The sequence below is a fragment of the Xanthomarina arctica genome (assembly GCF_014638915.1).
Taxonomy (GTDB): domain Bacteria; phylum Bacteroidota; class Bacteroidia; order Flavobacteriales; family Flavobacteriaceae; genus Xanthomarina; species Xanthomarina arctica.
In genome coordinates this window covers 1,346,062-1,367,035 of the sequence record NZ_BMFQ01000001.1, presented here as the reverse complement: position 1 = coordinate 1,367,035, position 20,974 = coordinate 1,346,062, and the positions used below count along the sequence as shown (strand labels likewise).

Genomic DNA, 20,974 nt, shown 5'->3' with positions numbered 1-20,974 from the left:
TAGCACTTATATTCAAAAATAAATCATAATAAAAAGTTAATAATCAGAAAATCAACTTCTTAGTAGGAAAATTAAGACATTGATTTTCAAATAGACTCATTCAAAAATGAATATTCTCAATAAACCATTTGACACAGAGTTTCATACAGCTCCTTTTTCGAAAATAGAAAACAAACATTTTTTACCTGCTTTTGAAAAAGCCATTGAAAAAGCTAAAAAAGAAATTGACGAAATAGCAAATAACCCAGAGAAACCAAGCTTTAAAAATACGATTGAAGCTTTAGATTTTTCAGGTGAACAATTAGATAGAATTTCAAGCATCTTTTTTAATTTAAATTCTGCTGAAACTAATGACGATATTCAAAAAATTGCTCAAGAGGTTTCTCCGTTATTATCTGAATTCAGTAACGATATTACTTTAAACGAAACCTTGTTTAAACGTGTTAAAACAGTTTACAACGAGAAAGATAGCTTAGATTTATCCACAGAACAAAAAACACTTTTAGATAAAAAATACAAAGGTTTCTCTAGAAATGGTGCTAATTTACCAGAAGGTAAAAAACAACAACTAAGGGATATCGACAAAGCTTTAAGCAAATTAAAACTGACGTTTGGCGAAAATGTATTAGCAGAAACAAATAAGTTTGAAATGCTAATTACAAATGAAGAAGATCTGTCTGGTTTACCAGAAGGAGCAAAAGAAGCGGCACAACAATTAGCAGAATCTAAAGACAAGGAAGGCTGGTTAATCACCTTAGATTATCCTAGTTACATTCCGTTTATGACTTATGCTGATAATCGCGAACTGCGTAAAAAACTAGCCATTGCTTCTGGTGCAAAAGCATTTCATAACGATGCTTTGGACAATCAAGATAATGTCTTACAAATTGTAAAACTTCGTTATCAAAGAGCTAAATTACTAGGTTATAAAACACATGCACATTTTGTTCTTGAAGAACGCATGGCTAAAACACCAGAAAAAGTTAATTCTTTTTTAAATGAACTTTTAGAGAAAGCCAAACCTGCAGCTTTAAATGAGTTTAACGAATTGGAAGCCTTTGCAAAAGGATTAGATAACATCGACCAATTACAGAAATGGGACGGTTCTTATTATGCTGAAAAATTAAAGCAAAAGCGTTTCAATTTAGACGACGAAAAATTAAAACCTTATTTTAAACTTGAAAATGTGATTCAAGGTGTTTTCACTATTTCAGAAAAATTATATGGTTTACATTTTGAAGAAATTTCAACCATAGACAAATATCACGAAGATGTTTTAACCTATAAAGTAACTAACGATAAAGGGGATTTAGTCTCCATTTTCTATGCCGATTTCTTTCCAAGACCTGGAAAACGAAATGGGGCTTGGATGACTTCTTACAAGCCACAATATGTAAAAAACGACGAAAATTCACGTCCTCACATCTCCATAGTTTGCAACTTTACAAAACCAACAAAAAGCAAACCTTCATTATTAACTTTTAATGAAGTAACAACTTTGTTTCATGAATTTGGTCATGCTTTACATGGCATGCTGGCCAACACAACCTATCCTAGTATCTCAGGAACCAGTGTCTTTTGGGATTTTGTAGAATTACCAAGTCAAGTATTGGAAAACTGGTGTTATGAGAAAGAAGCCTTAGAGTTATTTGCCACGCATTATGAAACAGGCGAAGTTATTCCTATGGATTTAATTGAAAAAATCAAAGCCTCTTCAACTTTTCATGAAGGGATGCAAACCTTACGTCAAATTAGTTTTGGACTACTTGATATGAGTTGGCATGCAACAGCTTCCCCAGAATCTATTACATCTGTAAAGGCACATGAATTGGAAGCTTTTGAAAACACAAAATTATATCCAGATGTGGCTGAGAATTGCATGAGTACAGCATTCTCACATATTTTTCAAGGAGGATATAGTTCTGGGTATTACAGCTATAAATGGGCAGAAGTTTTAGATGCTGATGCTTTTGAATTTTTTCAAGAAAAAGGAATTTTTAATATAGAAGTCGCAACTAAATTTAAAGAACATGTACTTTCTCAGGGAGGAACGGAAGATCCAATGATTCTTTATAAACGTTTTAGAGGACAAGAACCTAAACCAGATGCCTTATTAAAGCGTGCTGGATTGATTGAGAAGTAGAATATTTATTCTATTTTTGATAAAACTGTTTAAAAATAAATATGCCTAAACACACAATAGATCCTAACCAATGGATCGACCTGTATTCCGATTACCTTTTCAATTTTACTGTTTCTCGCGTTAATGATAGAGAAAAAGCAAAAGATCTGGTTCAGGATACGTTTTTTGCTGGCTTAAAATCTATGAAGAATTTCAAAGGTGAAGCAAGTGAACGTACATGGCTCATATCAATTTTAAAACGAAAAATAATTGACCATTACCGAAAAATAAATTCAAATAAAGGTAAAGCTGAAATTCGTGTAGAATTTAATTCTGAAGATGACGAAGGAAGCTGGTTGGAAAAAAGAGTAGCAGATCCAGATTATAAAACAGCTGAAGACACCATTATTAATGAAGAACTGGGGGATGCCATTTACAATTGTTTAAACAAATTACCGCAAAAACAGGCTACCGTTTTTAGAATGAAAACTATAGAAGGATTAGAAACTGATACTATTTGTAATGAACTGAACATCACTCCGTCTAATCTGTGGGTAATAATCCATAGAGCAAGAATAACAATGGCAGAGTGTATGGAAAAAAATTGGTTTTAAGAAAGATGAAAAATAAATCCTTTTTATTTATATCGTGTGAAGAAGCACAGATTATTTGTGATAAATCTCAGTACAAAGAAGCTACTTTGTGGGAAAAATTTAAGCTGAGCCTTCGTTTTTTATGGTGTAGAATTACTAGAACTTATGTTAGTAAAAATAAAAAACTAACCCAATCATTGAAACAATCAAAAGTGACTTGTTTAAAACAATCTGAAAAAGAAAATTTAAAAGAAACACTTCAGAAGGAATTAAAAAAACAAGAGCATTAATAACAACCAATAAATTGGGATACCTTCAACCCAAAACGAACAGTAGTATATTTTTTGATTTCTATTTGTAAATATTAGAAACATTAGAGTTATAAGGATAATCACAAGCAGAATTATCAGATTATACTCACTAATCTCATCTTTAAACAATTCCAAAAAGAAAAACAACATTAATAAGAGAACTCCAATAATCTTCGTGTTTTTTATCCCTATCTGTTGCGGAATAGTGGCAAGTTTCAAACTATCATAATTTAAATCCCTAATCTCAAAAGGGAACATTAAAACCGTTACAAAAACAAACCTTTGAATAACGGTAATTACCACATCTGCATTTAAGTGTACATTATTATTTATTAAAGGTAATACAACCGTTACTCCTGCCCAAACCAAAGCAATAATATACACTTTTAAACCACTAATATTTCTGAGGTTTTTCTGACTATCATAAATTATTTTATTTGGCAAAAATGGTATGGCGTATAAAAAAGTTACCACTCCAAAAACAAGAATAATTATAAGAGTTTTAAGTTCTAACTGCCATGCATAATAGCACATAAGCAGAAAACACACTAAAGAAAATATTTGAATTAACTTTAGCCAGCTTGTTAAACTTCTATGATGGAATCGCGCTAAACCAAAGTATTTCACAAAATTATAACCAGAAACTGAAGCAAAAAATATAAAGTATAGCACCGCTCCATCATAAGGAACTTGAAACTCTAAAAGCGTGATCCATGACAGAGCCATTACAGCTAAAGCCACATGAATACTACTATCGATATAAAAATTAAATATTTGCTTTAACAAACGCATAAAACAAATGTACGTAAAGTGTTAATAACCTTTTTAATTGGTTAAAAACTTTAGTTTTCATTAACAAAAAAGAGTGAATTATTCCGTAATTTTGCGCTTGAAAAAAAGCGCTATATTTTTTATTATCATAGCAACATTAAAACAGTATTTTCGAGAAACCGTATTCTTAACACAACTAATTTTTAATGAACACAACTAATTTCGCACTTCGCCACATTGGTTCTAGAGAAGAAGACCAAAACCTAATGTTAAAAACCATTGGTGTGGACTCTTTAGATCAACTTATTTTTGAAACACTTCCTGATGGTATTCGATTAAAAAAACCATTAGATTTGGACGAACCTATGAGTGAGTATGAATATCTTACTCATATTCATGATCTTTCTAAACTAAATAAAACATACAAAACCTATATTGGACTTGGATATCATCCAACCATATTACCTCCGGTAATTCAAAGAAACATTCTTGAGAACCCGGGTTGGTATACTGCTTACACACCTTACCAAGCAGAAATAGCTCAAGGTCGTTTAGAGGCTTTATTAAATTTCCAAACCATGGTTACAGACCTTACGGGAATGGAATTAGCAAATGCCTCACTTCTAGATGAGAGTACAGCTGCTGCAGAAGCTATGAGTTTATTGTTTTCCGTTAGAGAGCGCGATCAGAAAAAAGCTGGTGTGAATAAATTCTTTGTTTCCGAAAACATTTTACCACAAACGCTATCATTACTTCAAACAAGAGCAACTCCAATTGGAATTGAATTGGAGATAGGAAATGAAGATACATTTAATTTTTCTTCAGAATTTTTTGGAGCAATCCTTCAATATCCTGGAAAAAATGGACAGGTAACTGATATTAAATCGTTTATTGAAAAAGCAAATAAAGCACAAATAAAAGTTGCAGTAGCTGCAGATATTTTAAGCCTGGTTATGTTAGAAGCTCCAGGTAAATTTGGTGCAGACGTTGTAGTTGGAACAACCCAACGTTTTGGAATCCCAATGGGTTATGGTGGACCTCACGCGGCGTTTTTTGCTACAAAAGATGCTTATAAAAGAGATATTCCTGGACGTATTATTGGTGTTACCAAAGACGTAAATGGTAATAGAGCTTTACGTATGGCTTTACAAACTAGAGAACAGCACATTAAACGCGACAAAGCAACTTCTAATATTTGTACCGCTCAAGTATTACTAGCTGTGATGGCCGGAATGTATGCTGTATATCATGGTCCAAAAGGCTTACAATTTATAGCTAATAAAGTCCACAATACAGCAACAACCATTTCCAATGCCATTGAAAAGTTAGGTTTTAAACAAACTAACACTTCTTATTTTGATACGTTAAGCATACAAGCTGATGCTTCAAAAATAAAAGCGCTTGCTGAAAAAAATGAAGTAAATTTCTTTTATCCTGATGCGAATACGGTTACTATTTCAATTAATGAAACAACAAACCTAAAAAATGCCAACCAAATTGTTGCCATTTTTGCTGAAGCAACAGGAAAAGACACTCTTAAAATGACCTCGCTTTCAGAAAACAATTATATTTCTGAAAACCTTCAAAGAAAATCCGAGTTTTTAACATTAGACGTCTTTAATTCTCATCATTCTGAAACGGAATTGATGCGTTACATCAAAATGTTAGAACGAAAAGATTTATCCTTAAATCATTCTATGATTGCTTTAGGCTCTTGTACCATGAAATTAAATGCCGCTGCCGAAATGTTGCCTTTAAGTTCACCTAACTGGGGAAGCATTCACCCTTTCGTTCCAGTGGAACAAGCACAAGGATACCAAACAATTTTAAAAGAGCTTGAAGACCAATTAACAGAAATTACTGGTTTTGCAGCTACCTCTTTACAACCTAATTCTGGTGCACAAGGCGAATATGCAGGTTTAATGGTTATTAAAGCCTATCATGAGTCACGTGGAGATCATCATAGAAACATCTGTTTAATTCCTTCTTCCGCACACGGAACTAATCCTGCAAGTGCAGTGATGGCTGGAATGAAAGTAGTTGTTACAAAATCTACCGAGAAAGGAAATATAGACGTTGAAGATCTACGTGAAAAGGCAGAGTTACATAAAGATAATCTTTCTTGCATTATGGTTACTTACCCATCAACGCATGGTGTTTACGAATCAGCTATCAAAGAAATCACGCAAATAATTCATGATAATGGAGGGCAAGTATACATGGATGGAGCAAATATGAATGCCCAAGTAGGATTAACAAATCCAGGAAATATTGGTGCAGATGTTTGTCATTTAAACTTACATAAAACCTTTGCAATTCCTCATGGAGGTGGAGGTCCTGGAGTTGGCCCAATTTGTGTTGCAAAACAATTGGCACCATTTTTACCAGGAAACCCAATTATTAAAACTGGAGGAGAAAAAGCGATTACTGCTATTTCAGCAGCACCTTATGGATCTTCCTTGGTTTGCTTAATATCATATGCTTATATTAAGATGTTAGGCGCAGAAGGGTTAACACACTCTACTAAATCTGCCATTTTAAATGCTAATTACATCAAACATCGTTTACAAGGTCAGTTCGACACGTTGTATTCTGGAGAATGTGGTCGTGCAGCTCACGAAATGATTGTTGATTGCAGACCTTTTAAAGCTAATGGTATTGAGGTAACAGACATCGCAAAACGTTTAATGGATTATGGTTTCCATGCGCCAACTGTTTCATTCCCTGTAGCTGGAACTTTAATGATCGAACCTACTGAAAGCGAAAGTAAAGCTGAAATGGATCGCTTTTGTGATGCATTGATTTCTATTAAAAAAGAAATTGATATGGCTTCAAAAGACGATGACAACAATGTTCTTAAAAATGCACCTCACACACTAGAAATGCTAACGTCTTCTGACTGGTCAATGCCTTATTCAAGAGAGACTGCTGCTTTTCCATTAGATTATATTAGAGATAATAAATTCTGGCCAAGCGTAAGACGTGTAGACGATGCTTATGGGGATAGAAACCTTATTTGTACCTGTGCACCCATTGAAGCATACATGGAAGCATAATTGCATAAGTAATTATTTAAAAGCTCTCTTTTCGAGAGCTTTTTTGCTGAATACAAAATAATATTGCTTCTTTTTTAAGAATTTCATAAATATTAAATAATTATTAACAAATGAATATGCTAACCATTTATTATTGATTAATTTAGCATAAGAATAACAGATTAATAGCAACATGATGTCAACAAAAATCACAGGAACTGGCAGCTACATTCCAAACAACATTGAAAGAAATGAAGCTTTTAATAAGCATGAATTTCATAATGAAGATGGTTCTTCTATAAAACATCATAATGAAGTCATTATTGAAAAATTCAAAGCAATTACTGGAATTGGCGAACGCCGATATGCGGAAGATCATCTAACAACTTCAGATCTTGCTTTTTTTGCTGCTCAAAAAGCAATTGAAGATTCAAAAATAAATCAAGAAGAACTCGACTACATCATTGTAGGTCATAACTATGGAGATGTAAAACACTTAGCAGAACAAAGTGATACAGTTCCTAGCATAGCCTCTAGAGTAAAGCATCTTCTTGGAATTAAAAATCCTAAATGTGTAGCTTACGACCTCCTTTTTGGATGCCCAGGCTGGAATGAAGGACTGATTCAAGCCAATGCCTTTATAAAGTCAGGAATTGCAAAAAAATGTTTAGTTATTGGTGCCGAAACATTATCTCGTGTCATTGATAAACACGACAGAGATTCCATGATTTATAGCGATGGAGCTGGAGCCGTTATCCTTGAAGAAACAGATGAAGAAGGTGGTATTATTACTCATGAAAGTGCAACCTATGCTGTTGACGAAGCGCATTTTATTTATTTTGGTGAAACCAACCATCCAGAAATCACAGACAAACGTCGTTATATAAAAATGTATGGCAGAAAGATTTATGAATTTGCCTTAAATCATGTTCCTGCCGCTATGAAATCTTGTTTAGATAGAAGTGGTTATAACATAGGTGATTTAAAGAAAATCCTCATTCATCAAGCTAACGAAAAAATGGATGAAGCCATTGTGCAACGCTTTTATAAACTTTATAACATGGACATGCCAAAAGGTATTATGCCAATGACTATAAACAAGTTAGGGAATTCAAGCGTAGCTACTATTCCTACTTTATACGATTTGATTTTAAAAGGTCAATTGGAAGGTCAAGAAATTAATAAAGGAGATGTTATTATGTTCGCAAGTGTTGGCGCAGGAATGAACATCAACGCAATCGTGTATAAATATTAACTCAAAATGATTTCCGTTTTCTCGGAAACTTAAGATGTACGAAAATACTTTTCCAAATAAACGCTTTAAACATACAGCTGAATTTTTAACGAAACATATTTCAACCGATTCTGATATTTTAGATTTAGGTGTTGAAAATCCGTTTACAGAAATCATGAAACAACATGGTTTTAAAGTTGAAAATACGCAAGGCGAAGATTTAGACATAGATACATCTACTATTGAAAATTCAAATGCTGACGTTGTAACTGCTTTTGAAATTTTCGAACATTTACTCTCTCCTTTTACTGTTTTGAAATCTATAAAAACTGATAAACTCGTAGCTAGTATTCCATTAAAATTATGGTTTTCTTCAGCATATAGAAGTAAAACGGATATGTTAGATAGACATTATCACGAATTTGAAGATTGGCAGTTTGACTGGCTTTTAGAAAAAGCAGGTTGGAAAATTATAGACAGACAGAAATGGACCAATCCAACCAAAAAAATTGGAATACGCCCTATTTTACGTTGGTTTACTCCAAGGTATTATATTGTATATGCTGAAAGAATTGCACAAATTCCAAAAAGCTAAAAACCAAATTCCAAAAAGACATAAATTAAGATTAACTTTGAATCTTAAACTTCAAATCTTGAATTTCTACATTGTTATTCCTGCTCATAACGAAGAAGCTTGCATCAAGCAAACTTTAGATTCCTTGGTTGCACAAACCCTCTTACCAAAAAAGGTTGTAATTGTAAATGATCATTCCACAGACAATACACAACAAATTGTAGAAACATTCGCTTCAAAATACAACTGGATTTCTTTAGTAAACACAATTTCTTCAGACAAACATTTACCCGGTTCCAAAATCATTAATGCCTTTTATAAAGGCTATGAAACTTTAGATGAAGATTTTGATGTGATCTGTAAATTTGATGCCGATTTAATTTTTCCGAAGAACTATTTAAAGCAATTAGCTTTTCATTTTAACGCAAATAAGAAACTTGGAATGGCATCTGGGTTTTGTTATATTGAAAAAAACAACTCTTGGATTTTAGAAAACCTAACAAGAAAAGATCATATTCGAGGGGCTTTAAAAGCTTACAGAAAAACGTGCTTTGAGGAAATTGGAAAACTAAAACCATCTATGGGTTGGGATACCGTTGACGAGCTACTTGCAAAATTCTATGGTTGGGAATTACTAACTGACGAAACACTTCATGTAAAACATTTAAAACCTACAGGAATTAGTTATAACAAAGCATCTAAGCACTTGCAAGGGGAAGCCATGTACAAAATGCGATATGGATTTGTTATTACGCTTATTTCAGCTTTAAAATTGGCATACAAAAAAGGGAGTTTCAATTTATTTAAAGACTATATGGCTGGTTTTTTTAAAGCTAAGAAAGAAAAACTTTCATTTTTAGTTTCTGAAGAACAAGGGGCTTTTATTAGAAATCTTCGTTGGAAAGGCATATTAAGTAAGTTCAAATAAGATGTCATTCTGAACACTATTGAAATCAAAATATATTTTGATTGAAAGTATTTTACGAAGAAAACAAGAATCTTATTAAGAAATGAGATATTTCAGTTTCGCTCTGCATGACAGGAAGGTGTCAATTAAAACTCCAATTTTTATAACTAGTTGAAGATTCTAGCTCATTTTCTAAAGCATCATCCAATTCCGGAAAGAAATCAATTCCAGTGAGAGATTCGATAGAATCTACAGACACAACAAATTTGTACAGAGGAAGATTAGAATTCTCATGAGGCATTAAAAAAGCAATCATCTTCGTTTTACCAGAATTGGTATCAATCAGTATTTTATAAAACTGATTTGGAACTGAAACTCTTTCATCTCCTATTGTCCTTAAATTCTCTTCTAAAACACCTCCAGTAATAACAAATACACCATTGTATTTACCTGCCCAATATCTCACTTTCTGTTCTAAAGTATTCCAAATTCCAGAATTAAATTCATGGTTCTGCGGACTTATATTGCTTGTTAAAAAAGTTTCATTATAGGCTTCTTGACTGTAGGCTTTATCTCCTGCTGGACATAAATGACCTCTATCAAATCCCGACTTTTTATAATTTCTCCAATCTGCTGCTCCAGTTTTCACGGCTGGATCTATTTCAAAATAAGGTCTTTTAAAATTGGTATTAGAAAGGTGTTCTTTCTTTAACTCGTAAGCAACCCATTCAGCTTGTTCATGAGGTTCGCTATAAGACAACGAATACCCATTGTGATGAATTATTTGTCCTGTAGTACTTGTGGGTAGAAAGAATTCGTTGGTATTATTTTTTACTGTTTTACCGGAATCAACTATAACCTGTTGCTCCTTCTGTTCCAGATAAAACTCAAAATAATAAACACCACATAAGAGTAAAATAGCAACTATGGAATATGTGGTTCTTTTTGTCATTTAATAAAACCTACAAGGTTTTTGAAACCTTGCAGGTAAATTGATTTTTATTTTAGAGATGCCAAACTAGCTTTCAAGGTTTCAATCTTAGCTAAAGCATCTGCTTCTTTGTTACGCTCGTTAGTAATAACTTGTTCTGGAGCTCCAGCCACAAAACGTTCGTTTGATAATTTCTTTTGAACAGATTTCAAAAACCCTTCTGTATATTTTAATTCTTCAGAAAGTTTAATGATTTCTGCTTCTACATCAATCGCACCTTCCATAGGAATGAAATACTCGTTAGATTTTACTCTAAAAGTTAAAGCACCTTCAACAGGTTCTGAAACATATTCGATAGCCTCTAGATTTCCTAATTTTGAAATAACGGCATCGAAAGCTGTATTTGCATTTTCATTATTAATAGCAGAAAAACCAATCGCATCTTTAAACGCAATGTTCTTTTCTTTACGTACTGTTCTAATTCCTGAAATCACTTCAGAAGCAAATTCAAACTGAGAAATTAAATCTTTATTTATAGGTTTCGCTTCTGGCCATTTTGCAACAATTAATGCTTCTTCTGGAGTACGTTCAGCAATATATTGCCAAATATCTTCAGTTAAAAATGGCATAAACGGATGAAGAATTTTTAAATTATCTTCGAAACAAGCTATCACACTATGGTATGTTTTAGCATCGATTGGCTGTTGGTAAGCTGGTTTCACAATTTCTAATAACCACCCACAGAAATCATCATAAATCAATTTATAGATGCTCATTAAGGCATCGCTTAAACGGTATTTACTAAAATGATCATCTATTTCTACTAAAGCTTCTTGAAACTTAGCTTCATACCATTCTAAGGCTATTTTACTAGACTGTGGTTGCTCGATAGTATCACTAACTTCCCATAAGTTGGTTAAATTGAAAGCATTCCAAATTTTGTTTCCAAAACCTTTTCCTTGCTGACAAAGTGATTCATCGAACATCAAATCGTTTCCGGCGGCACTACTTAAAAGTAAGCCCACACGAACCCCATCTGCACTATAATCGTTTATAAGTTTTAAAGCGTCTGGTGAGTTCCCTAAAGATTTACTCATTTTACGACGTTGCTTATCACGAACCAAACCAGTTAAATATACATTGTTAAAAGGTTTTTCTCCTTTGTATTCGTAACCAGCAATAATCATACGTGCTACCCAAAAGAATAAAATATCCGGACCTGTCACTAAGTCGTTTGTTGGATAGTAATACTTGATGTCTTCGTTTTCAGGATTACGAATACCATCGAAAACACTCATTGGCCATAACCAAGATGAAAACCAAGTATCCAGTGCGTCGGTATCTTGACGTAAATTTTCTTTAGTTACACTTCGACTACGCTCAGTGTCCAAACTTAGTTTTTGATTCGCAAGAATAACAGCCTCTTCGATGTTTTCTGCAACTACAAAATCTTCTTTCCCATCTCCATAGAAGTAAGCTGGAATTTGTTGCCCCCAAAGTAATTGTCTAGAGATATTCCAATCGCGAATATTTTCCATCCAATGTCTATAGGTATTCTCGAACTTTTTAGGAAACAACTTAATTTCTGCATCTTCACCTAAAACCGCTTCTATTGCAGGCTTTACTAAGTCTTCCATTTTTAAGAACCATTGGTCACTTAATCTTGGTTCGATTACGGCTTTGGTACGTTCGCTAGTTCCTACTTTATTGATATGTGTTTCAGTTTTAATTAAAACACCAGTTTCTTCTAATTCTGTAGCTACATTTTTTCTAGCAACAAAACGATCTTGTCCTTGGTAATGTAATCCGAAGCTATTTAATGAAGCATCTTCATTGAAAATATCAATCACTTCTAAATTGTGCTTATCTCCTAAATTCTTATCGTTTTCATCATGAGCAGGGGTCACTTTTAAACACCCTGTTCCAAATTCAACATCTACATAGTCATCTTCAATAATTGGAATGACACGGTTACAAATAGGCACGATAGCTTTTTTTCCACGTAAATGTGCAAAACGTTCGTCATTTGGATTAATACAAATAGCTGTATCTCCAAAAATTGTTTCAGGACGTGTTGTAGCAATAGTTAAGGTATCATCACTTCCTTCAATTTTATAATTGATATAATATAGATTCCCTTGACGTTCTTCATGGATCACCTCCTCGTCAGACAAGGTTGTTTTTGCTTCAGGATCCCAGTTTACCATTCGGTAACCACGATAAATTAAGCCTTTATTATGTAAATCGACAAAAACCTTTATTACAGCTTCAGACATATCGTCATCCATGGTGAATTTGGTTCTGTCCCAATCGCAAGAACATCCTAATTTCTTAAGTTGTTCAAGGATAACGCCACCATATTCTTCAGTCCATTCCCAAGCATGTGCTAAAAATTCTTCGCGAGTTAAATCGTTTTTATCTATTCCTTGCTCTTTTAATCTGGCAACTACTTTCGCTTCAGTAGCAATAGAGGCATGATCTGTTCCAGGAACCCAACACGCATTTTTACCCAATAAACGAGCACGACGTATTAAAACATCTTGAATGGTATTGTTAAGCATATGTCCCATATGTAATATTCCCGTTACGTTTGGCGGAGGTATTACAATGGTATATGGCTCTCTTTCGTCTGGAGTAGAATGAAAATAATTGTGTTTCATCCAGTAGTCGTACCATTTACTTTCTACTTGACTGGCATCATATTTTGATGGAATTTGCATACTTTGGAATAGTTTTTGAAATATAACATGCAAAAGTACTTATATTTATTTTTTTGATAAAACTTTATGGATGCATAATGTCCTTTTATATTTGTTTAATATGAATATAAGTGTGTCGTACGTCTAAAAATTTTGCAAAATGATTAAAAAGGTACTAAGTTTACAATCTTATAAATTATAAAATTATGAAACATTTATTAACAGTATTGTTTATTGGTTTAATTAGTTTTTCAGTTTCAGCTCAAGCAAAAATTGTGTTTAAAACAGATACTATTGACTATGGTACAATTGACAAAGGATCTAATGGTGTTCGCGTATTCGAATTTACAAATACAGGTGACCAACCCTTAATTATTTCAAAAGTAAATTCTAGTTGTGGATGTACCGTTCCAAAAAAACCGGAAGGACCTATTCAACCAGGTGCAACAGGAGAAATTGAGGTTAAGTACGATACAAATAGAGTAAACCCTATTAGAAAGACCATAACAGTAATCTCTAATGCAGAGACTCCAACTGTAGCTTTAAAAATTAAAGGTGAAGTTATTGACCCAAGTAAAACAAGCGTTCTTGAAAAAAAGAATGAAAGTGTTATGCAACAATAATTACATTTTATTATACAATTTAAAAAGCCTTGAGAGTTAATTCTTAAGGCTTTTTTTATTGTTCAAAAACATCTTCTAAATAAAACACGAATGTTAACTCTACCCCATTTCTTTCAACTTCCAGTTTAATTCGCTCTCCTTGTTTTTCATAAAACATATGTGAAATTTCTTGAAGATCATATTTATCTGTGGATTTTCCATTAATAGTTAAAATAACATCTCCAACCATGAGTCCTACGTTATCTGCCGGTGAATCTTTTCTTAATTCTACAATTGAATAAACAGGCTTTAGTTCCATTTTATACTTGGTACCTAATACAACCGTTGTTTTCGACCCTTGATGATATTCTCCTAAAAAATCATCTGTATTTTTATAATCATAATCCTTTTGTTTAACAAGTCTTAAACCGTCTTGTTCCAACTCAATCCCACTTTTGTTATAACTAAATGGATCATAAAAATGTCTGTTTTTCTTAAATGTAATAGTTCCATCTGGGTAGTTAATTATTAAATTAAACCTCTTTAAAATGTTACCAGCAATACTTCCATTCCGTTCTTTATGTTGTCTCACATAGATTAGCGATTCAGGATGAGGAAATGACACATTAACCATATTAAAATTGAAATGATTTATCGAAAAACCTTTTATTTTACTACGTTTACCATAAACACTTCCCGTCAAACCATGACCCAAAAAATCTTCGAAATAGAGGTTACCAGGATGAATCCCTAAACTATCTTCTTCAAAAAGCCACAAGGAATCACTTCCTCCTGAATCTATTAATAATTTTACAGGAATCTGTTTCTCTTTAATTACAATATTAGAATAAATATAAGGCTTGTTTTTATAAAATTCCATCTCTAAAGTTTCGCAGGAATTACAATTTTTGTAAGTATAAGAACTAGGATTTGTAAGTCGTATATATTTAGATGTATAATTTATTTCAACTACAAAATCTTTAAACAAATCGTAACCTATTATGCCATTTAATGGAATCCCAAGTCTTGGAGCAAAATTGAGATTTGGATTATAAACAGCAAATAATTCCTGATCGACATTAATAGCATCACCTATTTTTAAGATATTGCCTTTCGATTTTAAGGCTTTAATAGCTTCACCTTCACCCAAACCTCTTAAAAAAAATGTCTCTGTATTTTTTATTTGAAGACTATCCGAAATATTTAAAAAATTAAAAATGATTGACTTATTAACGCCTGTATCAACTAAAAAAGACAATTCGATGCCATTAATTTCAACAGGAATGATAATGATATTATTAATTAATTTGAAAGGAATCTTAACCGTTTCCTTTTTATTCTGAATAACAAACTTACTTTGAGAGAACCCTAGATTATTGAAAAAAAACATCAATGAGATGACCAAGATAATTTTTTTCATAAATATTTAGAATAGAGTTTCCTTTTAAATTTACGAAACTTTCGGCTTAAATTTTTTATTTAGTATGTTTTTTTAAAAAATCTTCAAGATAAATTTCGGAACTTTGCTTACTTAATTCAATTGTATCATGCCAAGTATATCAAAAAAAGGGCAACACATGCCACAATCGCCAATTAGAAAACTAGTTCCTTATGCGGAAGCTGCTTATAAACAAGGAAAAACGGTTTATCATTTAAATATTGGACAACCAGATATTAAAACTCCAGAAATAGCCTTAGATGCTGTAAAAGTCCATTCATTGGAAATCTTAGCCTATACAAGATCTGAAGGTTCTGATGAATATAGAAATAAAATCGCTGCTTACTACGGCCAACACGATATCCACCTAACCAAAGAAAATATTATTGTAACTACAGGCGGAAGTGAAGCTTTATTATTTGCTTTTGGAAGTATTATGGATACGGATGACGAAATTATCATTCCAGAACCTTTTTACGCGAATTATAATGGCTTTTCTACAGCTTCAGGAGTAAATATTATTCCTGTAATTTCTAAAATTGAAGATAATTTTGCCTTACCTCCTATTGAAGAGTTTGAAAAATTGATCACACCAAAAACAAAAGCTATTTTAATTTGCAATCCTGGAAATCCAACTGGATATTTATATTCTAAGGAAGAAATTAAAAAATTAGCGGCCATAGTAAAAAAGCATGATTTGTTTTTAATTTCGGACGAAGTTTATAGAGAGTTTGTTTATGATGGAGCGACTCATTATTCCATCATGCAAGAAGAAAGCATTGCCGAAAACGCCATTATGATAGATTCTGTATCTAAACGATACAGTATGTGTGGGGCTAGAATTGGATGCTTAGTATCAAAAAACAAAGAAGTTATTGCCACAGCCTTAAAATTTGCTCAAGCCAGATTAAGTCCTCCAACATTAGCCCAAATTGCTAGTGAAGCTGCTTTACAAACTCCACAAAGTTATTTTGATGATGTTATTGAAGAATATGTTGCTAGAAGAAACACGTTAATTTCTGAACTTGAAAAAATTGAAGGAGTTAAAGTAGCAAAACCAAAAGGTGCTTTTTATTGCATTGTGGAACTACCTATTAAAAATTCAGATGCTTTTGCTCAATGGCTTTTAGAAAGTTTTGATGTAAATGGAGAAACTATAATGGTTGCCCCAGCGGCTGGATTTTATTCCACTCCTGGAGTTGGATTAAACCAAATTAGAATTGCTTATGTATTAAACCAAGAAAGTCTTAAAAAAGCAGTCCATATTTTAAAAGAAGCTCTAAAAGTGTATAAAGATTAGTGAATATTCAACACAACATATCTTTAAAACCTTATAACACTTTTGGTATAGACGCTTTGGCAAAGCACTTTATAACCATACATAGTATCGACGAGTTAAAGCACGCACTTTCGTTAGAAAATTATCCAGACATTTTTGTATTGGGAGGCGGCAGTAATATGCTTTTAACCAAAAACATGGATGCCCTTGTGTTACATTTAAACATTAAGGGCATTTCTATTATTTCGGAAGATGAAAATTTCGCAATTGTTCAAGCTAATGCAGGTGAAAATTGGCATGAATTTGTACTTTGGTGTTTAGACAAGAATTTTGGCGGCCTAGAAAACCTATCCTTAATTCCAGGAAATGTAGGCTCTGCTCCTATTCAAAATATTGGCGCTTATGGCATCGAATTAAAAGATGCCTTTGTTTCTTGCCAAGTCCTAGACAAAAAAACAAAAACATTAAAAACTTACACCAAGGAAGAATGTCAATTCGACTATAGAAATTCCATTTTCAAACAAGAAGAAAAAGGAAAATCTATCATTTGTAATGTGACATTTAAACTTTCAAAAAACAATCACACTCTTCATACTTCTTATGGCTCCATTTCAAACCAATTAGCTGAAATGGATATTATTAATCCAACCATTCAAGATGTATCACAAGCGGTAATAATAATTAGACAGAGTAAACTTCCAGATCCTAAAAAAATTGGTAACAGTGGTAGTTTCTTTAAAAACCCGGTTATTTCAAAAGAAAATTATGCCATTTTAAAAGAAAATTTTCAAGATATTCCAGGTTATCCAGTTTCAGAAACTGAAATCAAGGTTCCTGCGGGTTGGTTAATTGAAAAAGCAGGCTTTAAAGGAAAACAATTTGGAGATTATGGCGTTCATAAGGAGCAAGCCTTAGTTTTAGTTAATTATGGCAATGCTAGTGGCCAAGAAATTTTAGAATTAGCAAAATTAATCCAGACAACTGTTAAGCAACTTTTTAACATCACAATTGAAGCAGAGGTAAATATTATTTAAATTAAAAAGAAAACTCTAACTTTGAAATAACCATTAATTAGACCAACCTTGAGCACACCCATCGAAATAGAAATAGTAGGCTTACTCCAAAAGGGAGACAAAAAAGCCGTTACATTGCTATATGAAAATTATGCAGATGCTCTGTATGGTGTTATTTTAAAGGTATTAAACGACGATGATCTAGCAAAAGATGCATTACAAGAAACTTTTATTAAAGTATGGAAAAATGCAAAGTCATACAATTCAAAAAAAGCCAAATTATTCACTTGGTTATATCGTATTGCCTACAATACTGCTATAGATAAAGTGAGATCTCATACAAATAAAACGAATAAGGAAATCCAAATAGACGCTTCTAACGTATATATGTTAACATCTGAGAGTTTGAATCATGATGTTATGGATATTAAAACCCATCTAAAATCTATAGATGAAAAATATCAAATAGTTATAAATGCACTCTTTTTTGAGGGTATGACGCAACAAGAAGCAAGTGATGAATTGGCTATTCCACTTGGTACAATAAAATCAAGATTAAAAATTGGATTACGTGAACTGAAAAAAATTTACGATCCAGAACAAAACGAGTCATGAATGATAAAATAACTACATTTTTAAATTCTGACCTATTAGAAAAATATCTTTTAGGTGACACTACTACTGCCGAAACAGAAAAAGTTGAAACATACCTTTCCAATTACCCAGAAGTACAGAATGCATACAACACACTACAAACTAATTTAGAAATAGTTTCAAAAAGTCGTGGGGTTGAAGCTCCAAAACATATTTTAAATTCAATTTTAAGTGAGTTAGATAATTCTCCTGTAATCGCTTTAAAGCCTACAAGAAAATATAGAAAATGGTACCATTTAAGTATCGCTGCAAGTTTTGCAACCTTAATTTTCGCAGGAAGTTCTTTCGTGTTTTATACTCAAAACATGAATTTAAAAACTGAAAATCAGAAAATTGTTGATGAAATCTACGATTTAAGAAATGATATAAGCTTAAACAACAGCAGGCTTACAGATATTATGCTACAATTTAAACAGCTTAACAATCCTGAAACAGAAAAGTACATTATTAAAGGAAACAGCAGAGCAAAAAATCTTAAAACAGTCGCTTATATTAACCCAAAAGATAAAACATCTATGATAGATGTGGTTTCTTTACCGCAACTTCCAGAAGATCAATCTTATCAAATCTGGGCAGAAGTTCAAGACAAAATGGTTAATTTAGGTATATTAAGTGAAACTGATAGAGAATTAAAGCAAATTCCATATACTGAAAATGCTCTAGGATTAAGCATAACCATTGAATCTAAAGGAGGTAATAACACAGGATCGAAAGAAAATTCTGTGGCAGAAATATCACTTCAAAAACACAATTAAAAAGCACCCTCAGCTTTTTAAAATAAAGCCTCACTTTAAAATTTTAAAGTGAGGCTTTATTATTCTATATTCTCACTAAAAATATTTAAATTTGCATAATATTTAAAAGGTTCAAATAACCGAGCCTGATTACTTGGAAAATAAGTAAATTATGAAATTATTATTTATAACTTTAGTATTATTAAGTCTAGCCGTAGCAGGAATTGCCATTAAAATTTGGGCAAAAAAAGATGGAAAATTTGCTGGTACTTGTGCTAGTCAAAATCCAATGCTTAACAAAAGTGGGGAGTCTTGTGGTTTTTGCGGAAAAACTCCTGAACAATATAGCGATTGCAACGAACCTAAACACATCTCATAATACATGATGCTATTTGATGTTTTGCTCTACATTTTTGTAGTGGCAGTTGTCATACAAATTATATACTTTTTTATTTTATTTGGAAAATTCGCCTTTTTAAAAGAGCAAAAACAAAGCCCCCAAAACTTACCAATTTCCGTTATTATCTGTGCTAAAAACGAAGCTAAAAACTTAAAAAAGTTTCTACCTTCAGTCTTAGAACAAGACTATCCAAATTTTCAAATTGTACTTATCAACGATGCATCATATGACGACACTTTTGAGGTCATGGAAGAGTTTGCGAATATACATGACAATATCAAACTAGTTAATGTAGTTAACACCGAAGCATTTTGGGCGAATAAAAAATACGCTCTAACTCTTGGAATAAAGGCGGCAAAATACAATCATTTACTTTTTACAGATGCCGATTGCAAACCTCTTTCCAAAAACTGGATCACGGAAATGAGTTCATGTTTTTCTGATACTAAATCCATTGTGTTAGGCTATGGTAGTTATACGAAAATTAAAAATTCATTTCTTAATAAACTGATTCGTTTTGAAACGCTTTTAACTGCCATTCAATATTTTTCTTTTGCTAAACTTGGAATGCCATACATGGGAGTTGGAAGAAACTTAGCTTATAAAAGAGAAGATTTTTTTAATGCGAATGGTTTTATGAGTCATATGTATATTCGTTCTGGAGATGACGATTTGTTTATAAACCAAATAGCAACGGCGCAAAACACCGAAATTTGTTTTTCAGAAGAAAGCTTTACGGAGTCAACTCCCAAAACCACTTACAAAGACTGGATAATCCAAAAAAGAAGACATATAACTACGGCAAAACATTATAAGACAAAGCATAAAATTTTGTTAGCCCTGTTTTATATATCACAATTGGTTTTTTGGACCTTGGCAATCGTTTTGTTAATTCCTCTATTTCATTGGCAAATTGTACTTATTTTAATCTTCCTTAGAAACCTTGCGCAGTTTATAGTTTATAATAAAGCTGCAAAAAAATTAAACGAAGGTGATTTATTAATTTACATTCCTTTGTTAGAACTTTTTTTAATTGGTTTTCAATTAAGTATCTTTATCAATAATCTGATCTCTAAACCAAAACATTGGAAATAAAAGAAGCCATAGAAAAGGCGAAACAAAACAATCAAAAAGCATTCAACTTCCTATTTGACAAATATTGGGATTATGTTTATGGATTTCAATTAAAACGCATTGAGAATGAAAACGATGCTGAAGACATTACGATTCAAACTTTCTCAAAAGCCTTTGATAAAATAAACACCTTCGACGATAAATACACTTTTAAGACCTGGTTAATTACCATTTCAAAAAATATTCATATTGATTTATTGAGAAAAGAAAAAAGACAACCTTTAAACACCATCTTAAACGATACTAAAGATTCTTTTTATGATATTTTAGATGAATCACCTTCGGCTGAAGACAAGTTAATTACAGAACAAAACCTAGCCAAATTATTACGCGACATTAAAAAACTGAAACCTCATTATCAGGAAATCATTAATTTAAGGTACTTTCAAGAGTTAAGTTACAAAGATATTTCAGAAGAACTTAACGAACCAATCAATAACATAAAGGTGAAATTATTACGTGCAAAGAAACTTCTTGCCGAAATAATTAAGAACAAATAGGTTTAAGTATCTCATTTAAGACGCCTTATTTTGACTTCCAATT

The 20,974-nt window shown here is 32.4% G+C and carries 19 protein-coding genes; 15 read left to right on the top strand and 4 right to left on the bottom strand.

Going from position 1 to position 20,974, the window contains the following annotated elements; all coding sequences use genetic code 11:
* Positions 1–106: 106 nt before the first annotated feature.
* Genes IEV77_RS05920 through IEV77_RS05910 form a run of 3 tightly spaced genes read left to right on the top strand, consistent with a single transcriptional unit; the run spans position 107 to position 3,005 of the window.
* Positions 107–2,143, top strand: a complete 2,037-nt coding sequence (locus tag IEV77_RS05920; protein WP_188462753.1) for a M3 family metallopeptidase — start codon at positions 107–109, stop codon at positions 2,141–2,143.
* A 41-nt stretch (positions 2,144–2,184) separates the two neighbouring features.
* Positions 2,185–2,736 (top strand): sigma-70 family RNA polymerase sigma factor, encoded by a 552-nt coding sequence (locus IEV77_RS05915; RefSeq protein ID WP_188462751.1) that lies wholly within the window; start codon positions 2,185–2,187, stop codon positions 2,734–2,736.
* A gap of 5 nt (positions 2,737–2,741) precedes the next feature.
* On the top strand, positions 2,742–3,005 hold the full coding sequence (locus IEV77_RS05910; RefSeq protein WP_188462749.1) for a hypothetical protein: 264 nt from the start codon (positions 2,742–2,744) through the stop codon (positions 3,003–3,005).
* Here the strand turns inward: IEV77_RS05910 and IEV77_RS05905 are convergent.
* Positions 2,985–3,818 (bottom strand): UbiA prenyltransferase family protein, encoded by an 834-nt coding sequence (locus IEV77_RS05905; protein WP_188462747.1) that lies wholly within the window; start codon positions 3,816–3,818, stop codon positions 2,985–2,987. The two genes, IEV77_RS05910 and IEV77_RS05905, sit on opposite strands and share 21 nt — an antisense overlap.
* Positions 3,819–4,003: 185 nt before the next feature.
* On the opposite strand from IEV77_RS05905, the gene gcvP reads away from it, so the two are divergent.
* From gcvP to IEV77_RS05885, 4 genes are all read left to right on the top strand, one after another.
* Positions 4,004–6,853 (top strand): aminomethyl-transferring glycine dehydrogenase, encoded by a 2,850-nt coding sequence (gcvP, locus tag IEV77_RS05900; protein WP_188462745.1) that lies wholly within the window; start codon positions 4,004–4,006, stop codon positions 6,851–6,853.
* Positions 6,854–7,028: 175 nt separating this feature from the next.
* Complete coding sequence (locus IEV77_RS05895) at positions 7,029–8,087, top strand: 3-oxoacyl-ACP synthase III family protein (RefSeq protein WP_188463003.1); 1,059 nt, start codon at positions 7,029–7,031, stop codon at positions 8,085–8,087.
* A gap of 34 nt (positions 8,088–8,121) precedes the next feature.
* Positions 8,122–8,661, top strand: coding sequence for a class I SAM-dependent methyltransferase (locus tag IEV77_RS05890; protein WP_188462743.1), 540 nt, complete (start codon positions 8,122–8,124; stop codon positions 8,659–8,661).
* Between the two features lie 58 nt (positions 8,662–8,719).
* Positions 8,720–9,568, top strand: coding sequence for a glycosyltransferase family 2 protein (locus IEV77_RS05885; protein ID WP_188462741.1), 849 nt, complete (start codon positions 8,720–8,722; stop codon positions 9,566–9,568).
* Between the two features lie 121 nt (positions 9,569–9,689).
* Here the strand turns inward: IEV77_RS05885 and IEV77_RS05880 are convergent, their stop codons facing one another.
* Together IEV77_RS05880 and IEV77_RS05875 are read right to left on the bottom strand one after the other, a co-directional pair.
* On the bottom strand, positions 9,690–10,499 hold the full coding sequence (locus IEV77_RS05880) for a DNA/RNA non-specific endonuclease (RefSeq protein WP_188462739.1): 810 nt from the start codon (positions 10,497–10,499) through the stop codon (positions 9,690–9,692).
* A gap of 47 nt (positions 10,500–10,546) precedes the next feature.
* A complete protein-coding gene (locus tag IEV77_RS05875) occupies positions 10,547–13,198 on the bottom strand; it encodes a valine--tRNA ligase (protein WP_188462737.1) in 2,652 nt (883 codons plus the stop codon).
* 185 nt (positions 13,199–13,383) lie between these two features.
* Between IEV77_RS05875 and IEV77_RS05870 the strand changes: the two genes are divergently transcribed.
* Positions 13,384–13,800, top strand: a complete 417-nt coding sequence (locus tag IEV77_RS05870) for a DUF1573 domain-containing protein (protein ID WP_188462735.1) — start codon at positions 13,384–13,386, stop codon at positions 13,798–13,800.
* A gap of 55 nt (positions 13,801–13,855) precedes the next feature.
* Here IEV77_RS05870 and IEV77_RS05865 read toward each other — a convergent pair whose 3' ends face one another.
* Positions 13,856–15,199 (bottom strand): aspartyl protease family protein, encoded by a 1,344-nt coding sequence (locus IEV77_RS05865; RefSeq protein ID WP_229736588.1) that lies wholly within the window; start codon positions 15,197–15,199, stop codon positions 13,856–13,858.
* A 127-nt stretch (positions 15,200–15,326) separates the two neighbouring features.
* On the opposite strand from IEV77_RS05865, the gene IEV77_RS05860 reads away from it, so the two are divergent.
* From IEV77_RS05860 to IEV77_RS05830, 7 genes are all read left to right on the top strand, one after another.
* Positions 15,327–16,517: a pyridoxal phosphate-dependent aminotransferase gene (locus tag IEV77_RS05860; RefSeq protein WP_188462733.1), complete on the top strand. Its 1,191-nt coding sequence runs from the start codon at positions 15,327–15,329 to the stop codon at positions 16,515–16,517.
* Positions 16,517–17,530 carry a UDP-N-acetylmuramate dehydrogenase gene (murB, locus tag IEV77_RS05855; protein WP_188462731.1) on the top strand — a complete coding sequence of 338 codons (1,014 nt, stop codon included), beginning with the start codon at positions 16,517–16,519 and terminating at the stop codon, positions 17,528–17,530. The genes IEV77_RS05860 and murB overlap by 1 nt, the downstream gene beginning before the upstream one ends.
* 48 nt (positions 17,531–17,578) lie before the next feature.
* Complete coding sequence (locus IEV77_RS05850; RefSeq protein ID WP_188462729.1) at positions 17,579–18,124, top strand: RNA polymerase sigma factor; 546 nt, start codon at positions 17,579–17,581, stop codon at positions 18,122–18,124.
* Positions 18,121–18,918, top strand: coding sequence for an anti-sigma factor (locus IEV77_RS05845; protein ID WP_188462727.1), 798 nt, complete (start codon positions 18,121–18,123; stop codon positions 18,916–18,918). Before IEV77_RS05850 ends, IEV77_RS05845 begins: the two co-directional genes overlap by 4 nt.
* A 151-nt stretch (positions 18,919–19,069) precedes the next feature.
* Positions 19,070–19,276 (top strand): membrane or secreted protein, encoded by a 207-nt coding sequence (locus IEV77_RS05840; protein WP_188462724.1) that lies wholly within the window; start codon positions 19,070–19,072, stop codon positions 19,274–19,276.
* A 3-nt stretch (positions 19,277–19,279) separates the two neighbouring features.
* The gene (locus IEV77_RS05835) at positions 19,280–20,392 is read left to right on the top strand and encodes a glycosyltransferase (RefSeq protein WP_188462722.1); all 1,113 of its coding nucleotides are present in this window, start codon (positions 19,280–19,282) and stop codon (positions 20,390–20,392) included.
* On the top strand, positions 20,383–20,931 hold the full coding sequence (locus IEV77_RS05830) for an RNA polymerase sigma factor (protein WP_188462720.1): 549 nt from the start codon (positions 20,383–20,385) through the stop codon (positions 20,929–20,931). The genes IEV77_RS05835 and IEV77_RS05830 overlap by 10 nt, the downstream gene beginning before the upstream one ends.
* The last annotated feature ends 43 nt before the right edge of the window (positions 20,932–20,974 follow it).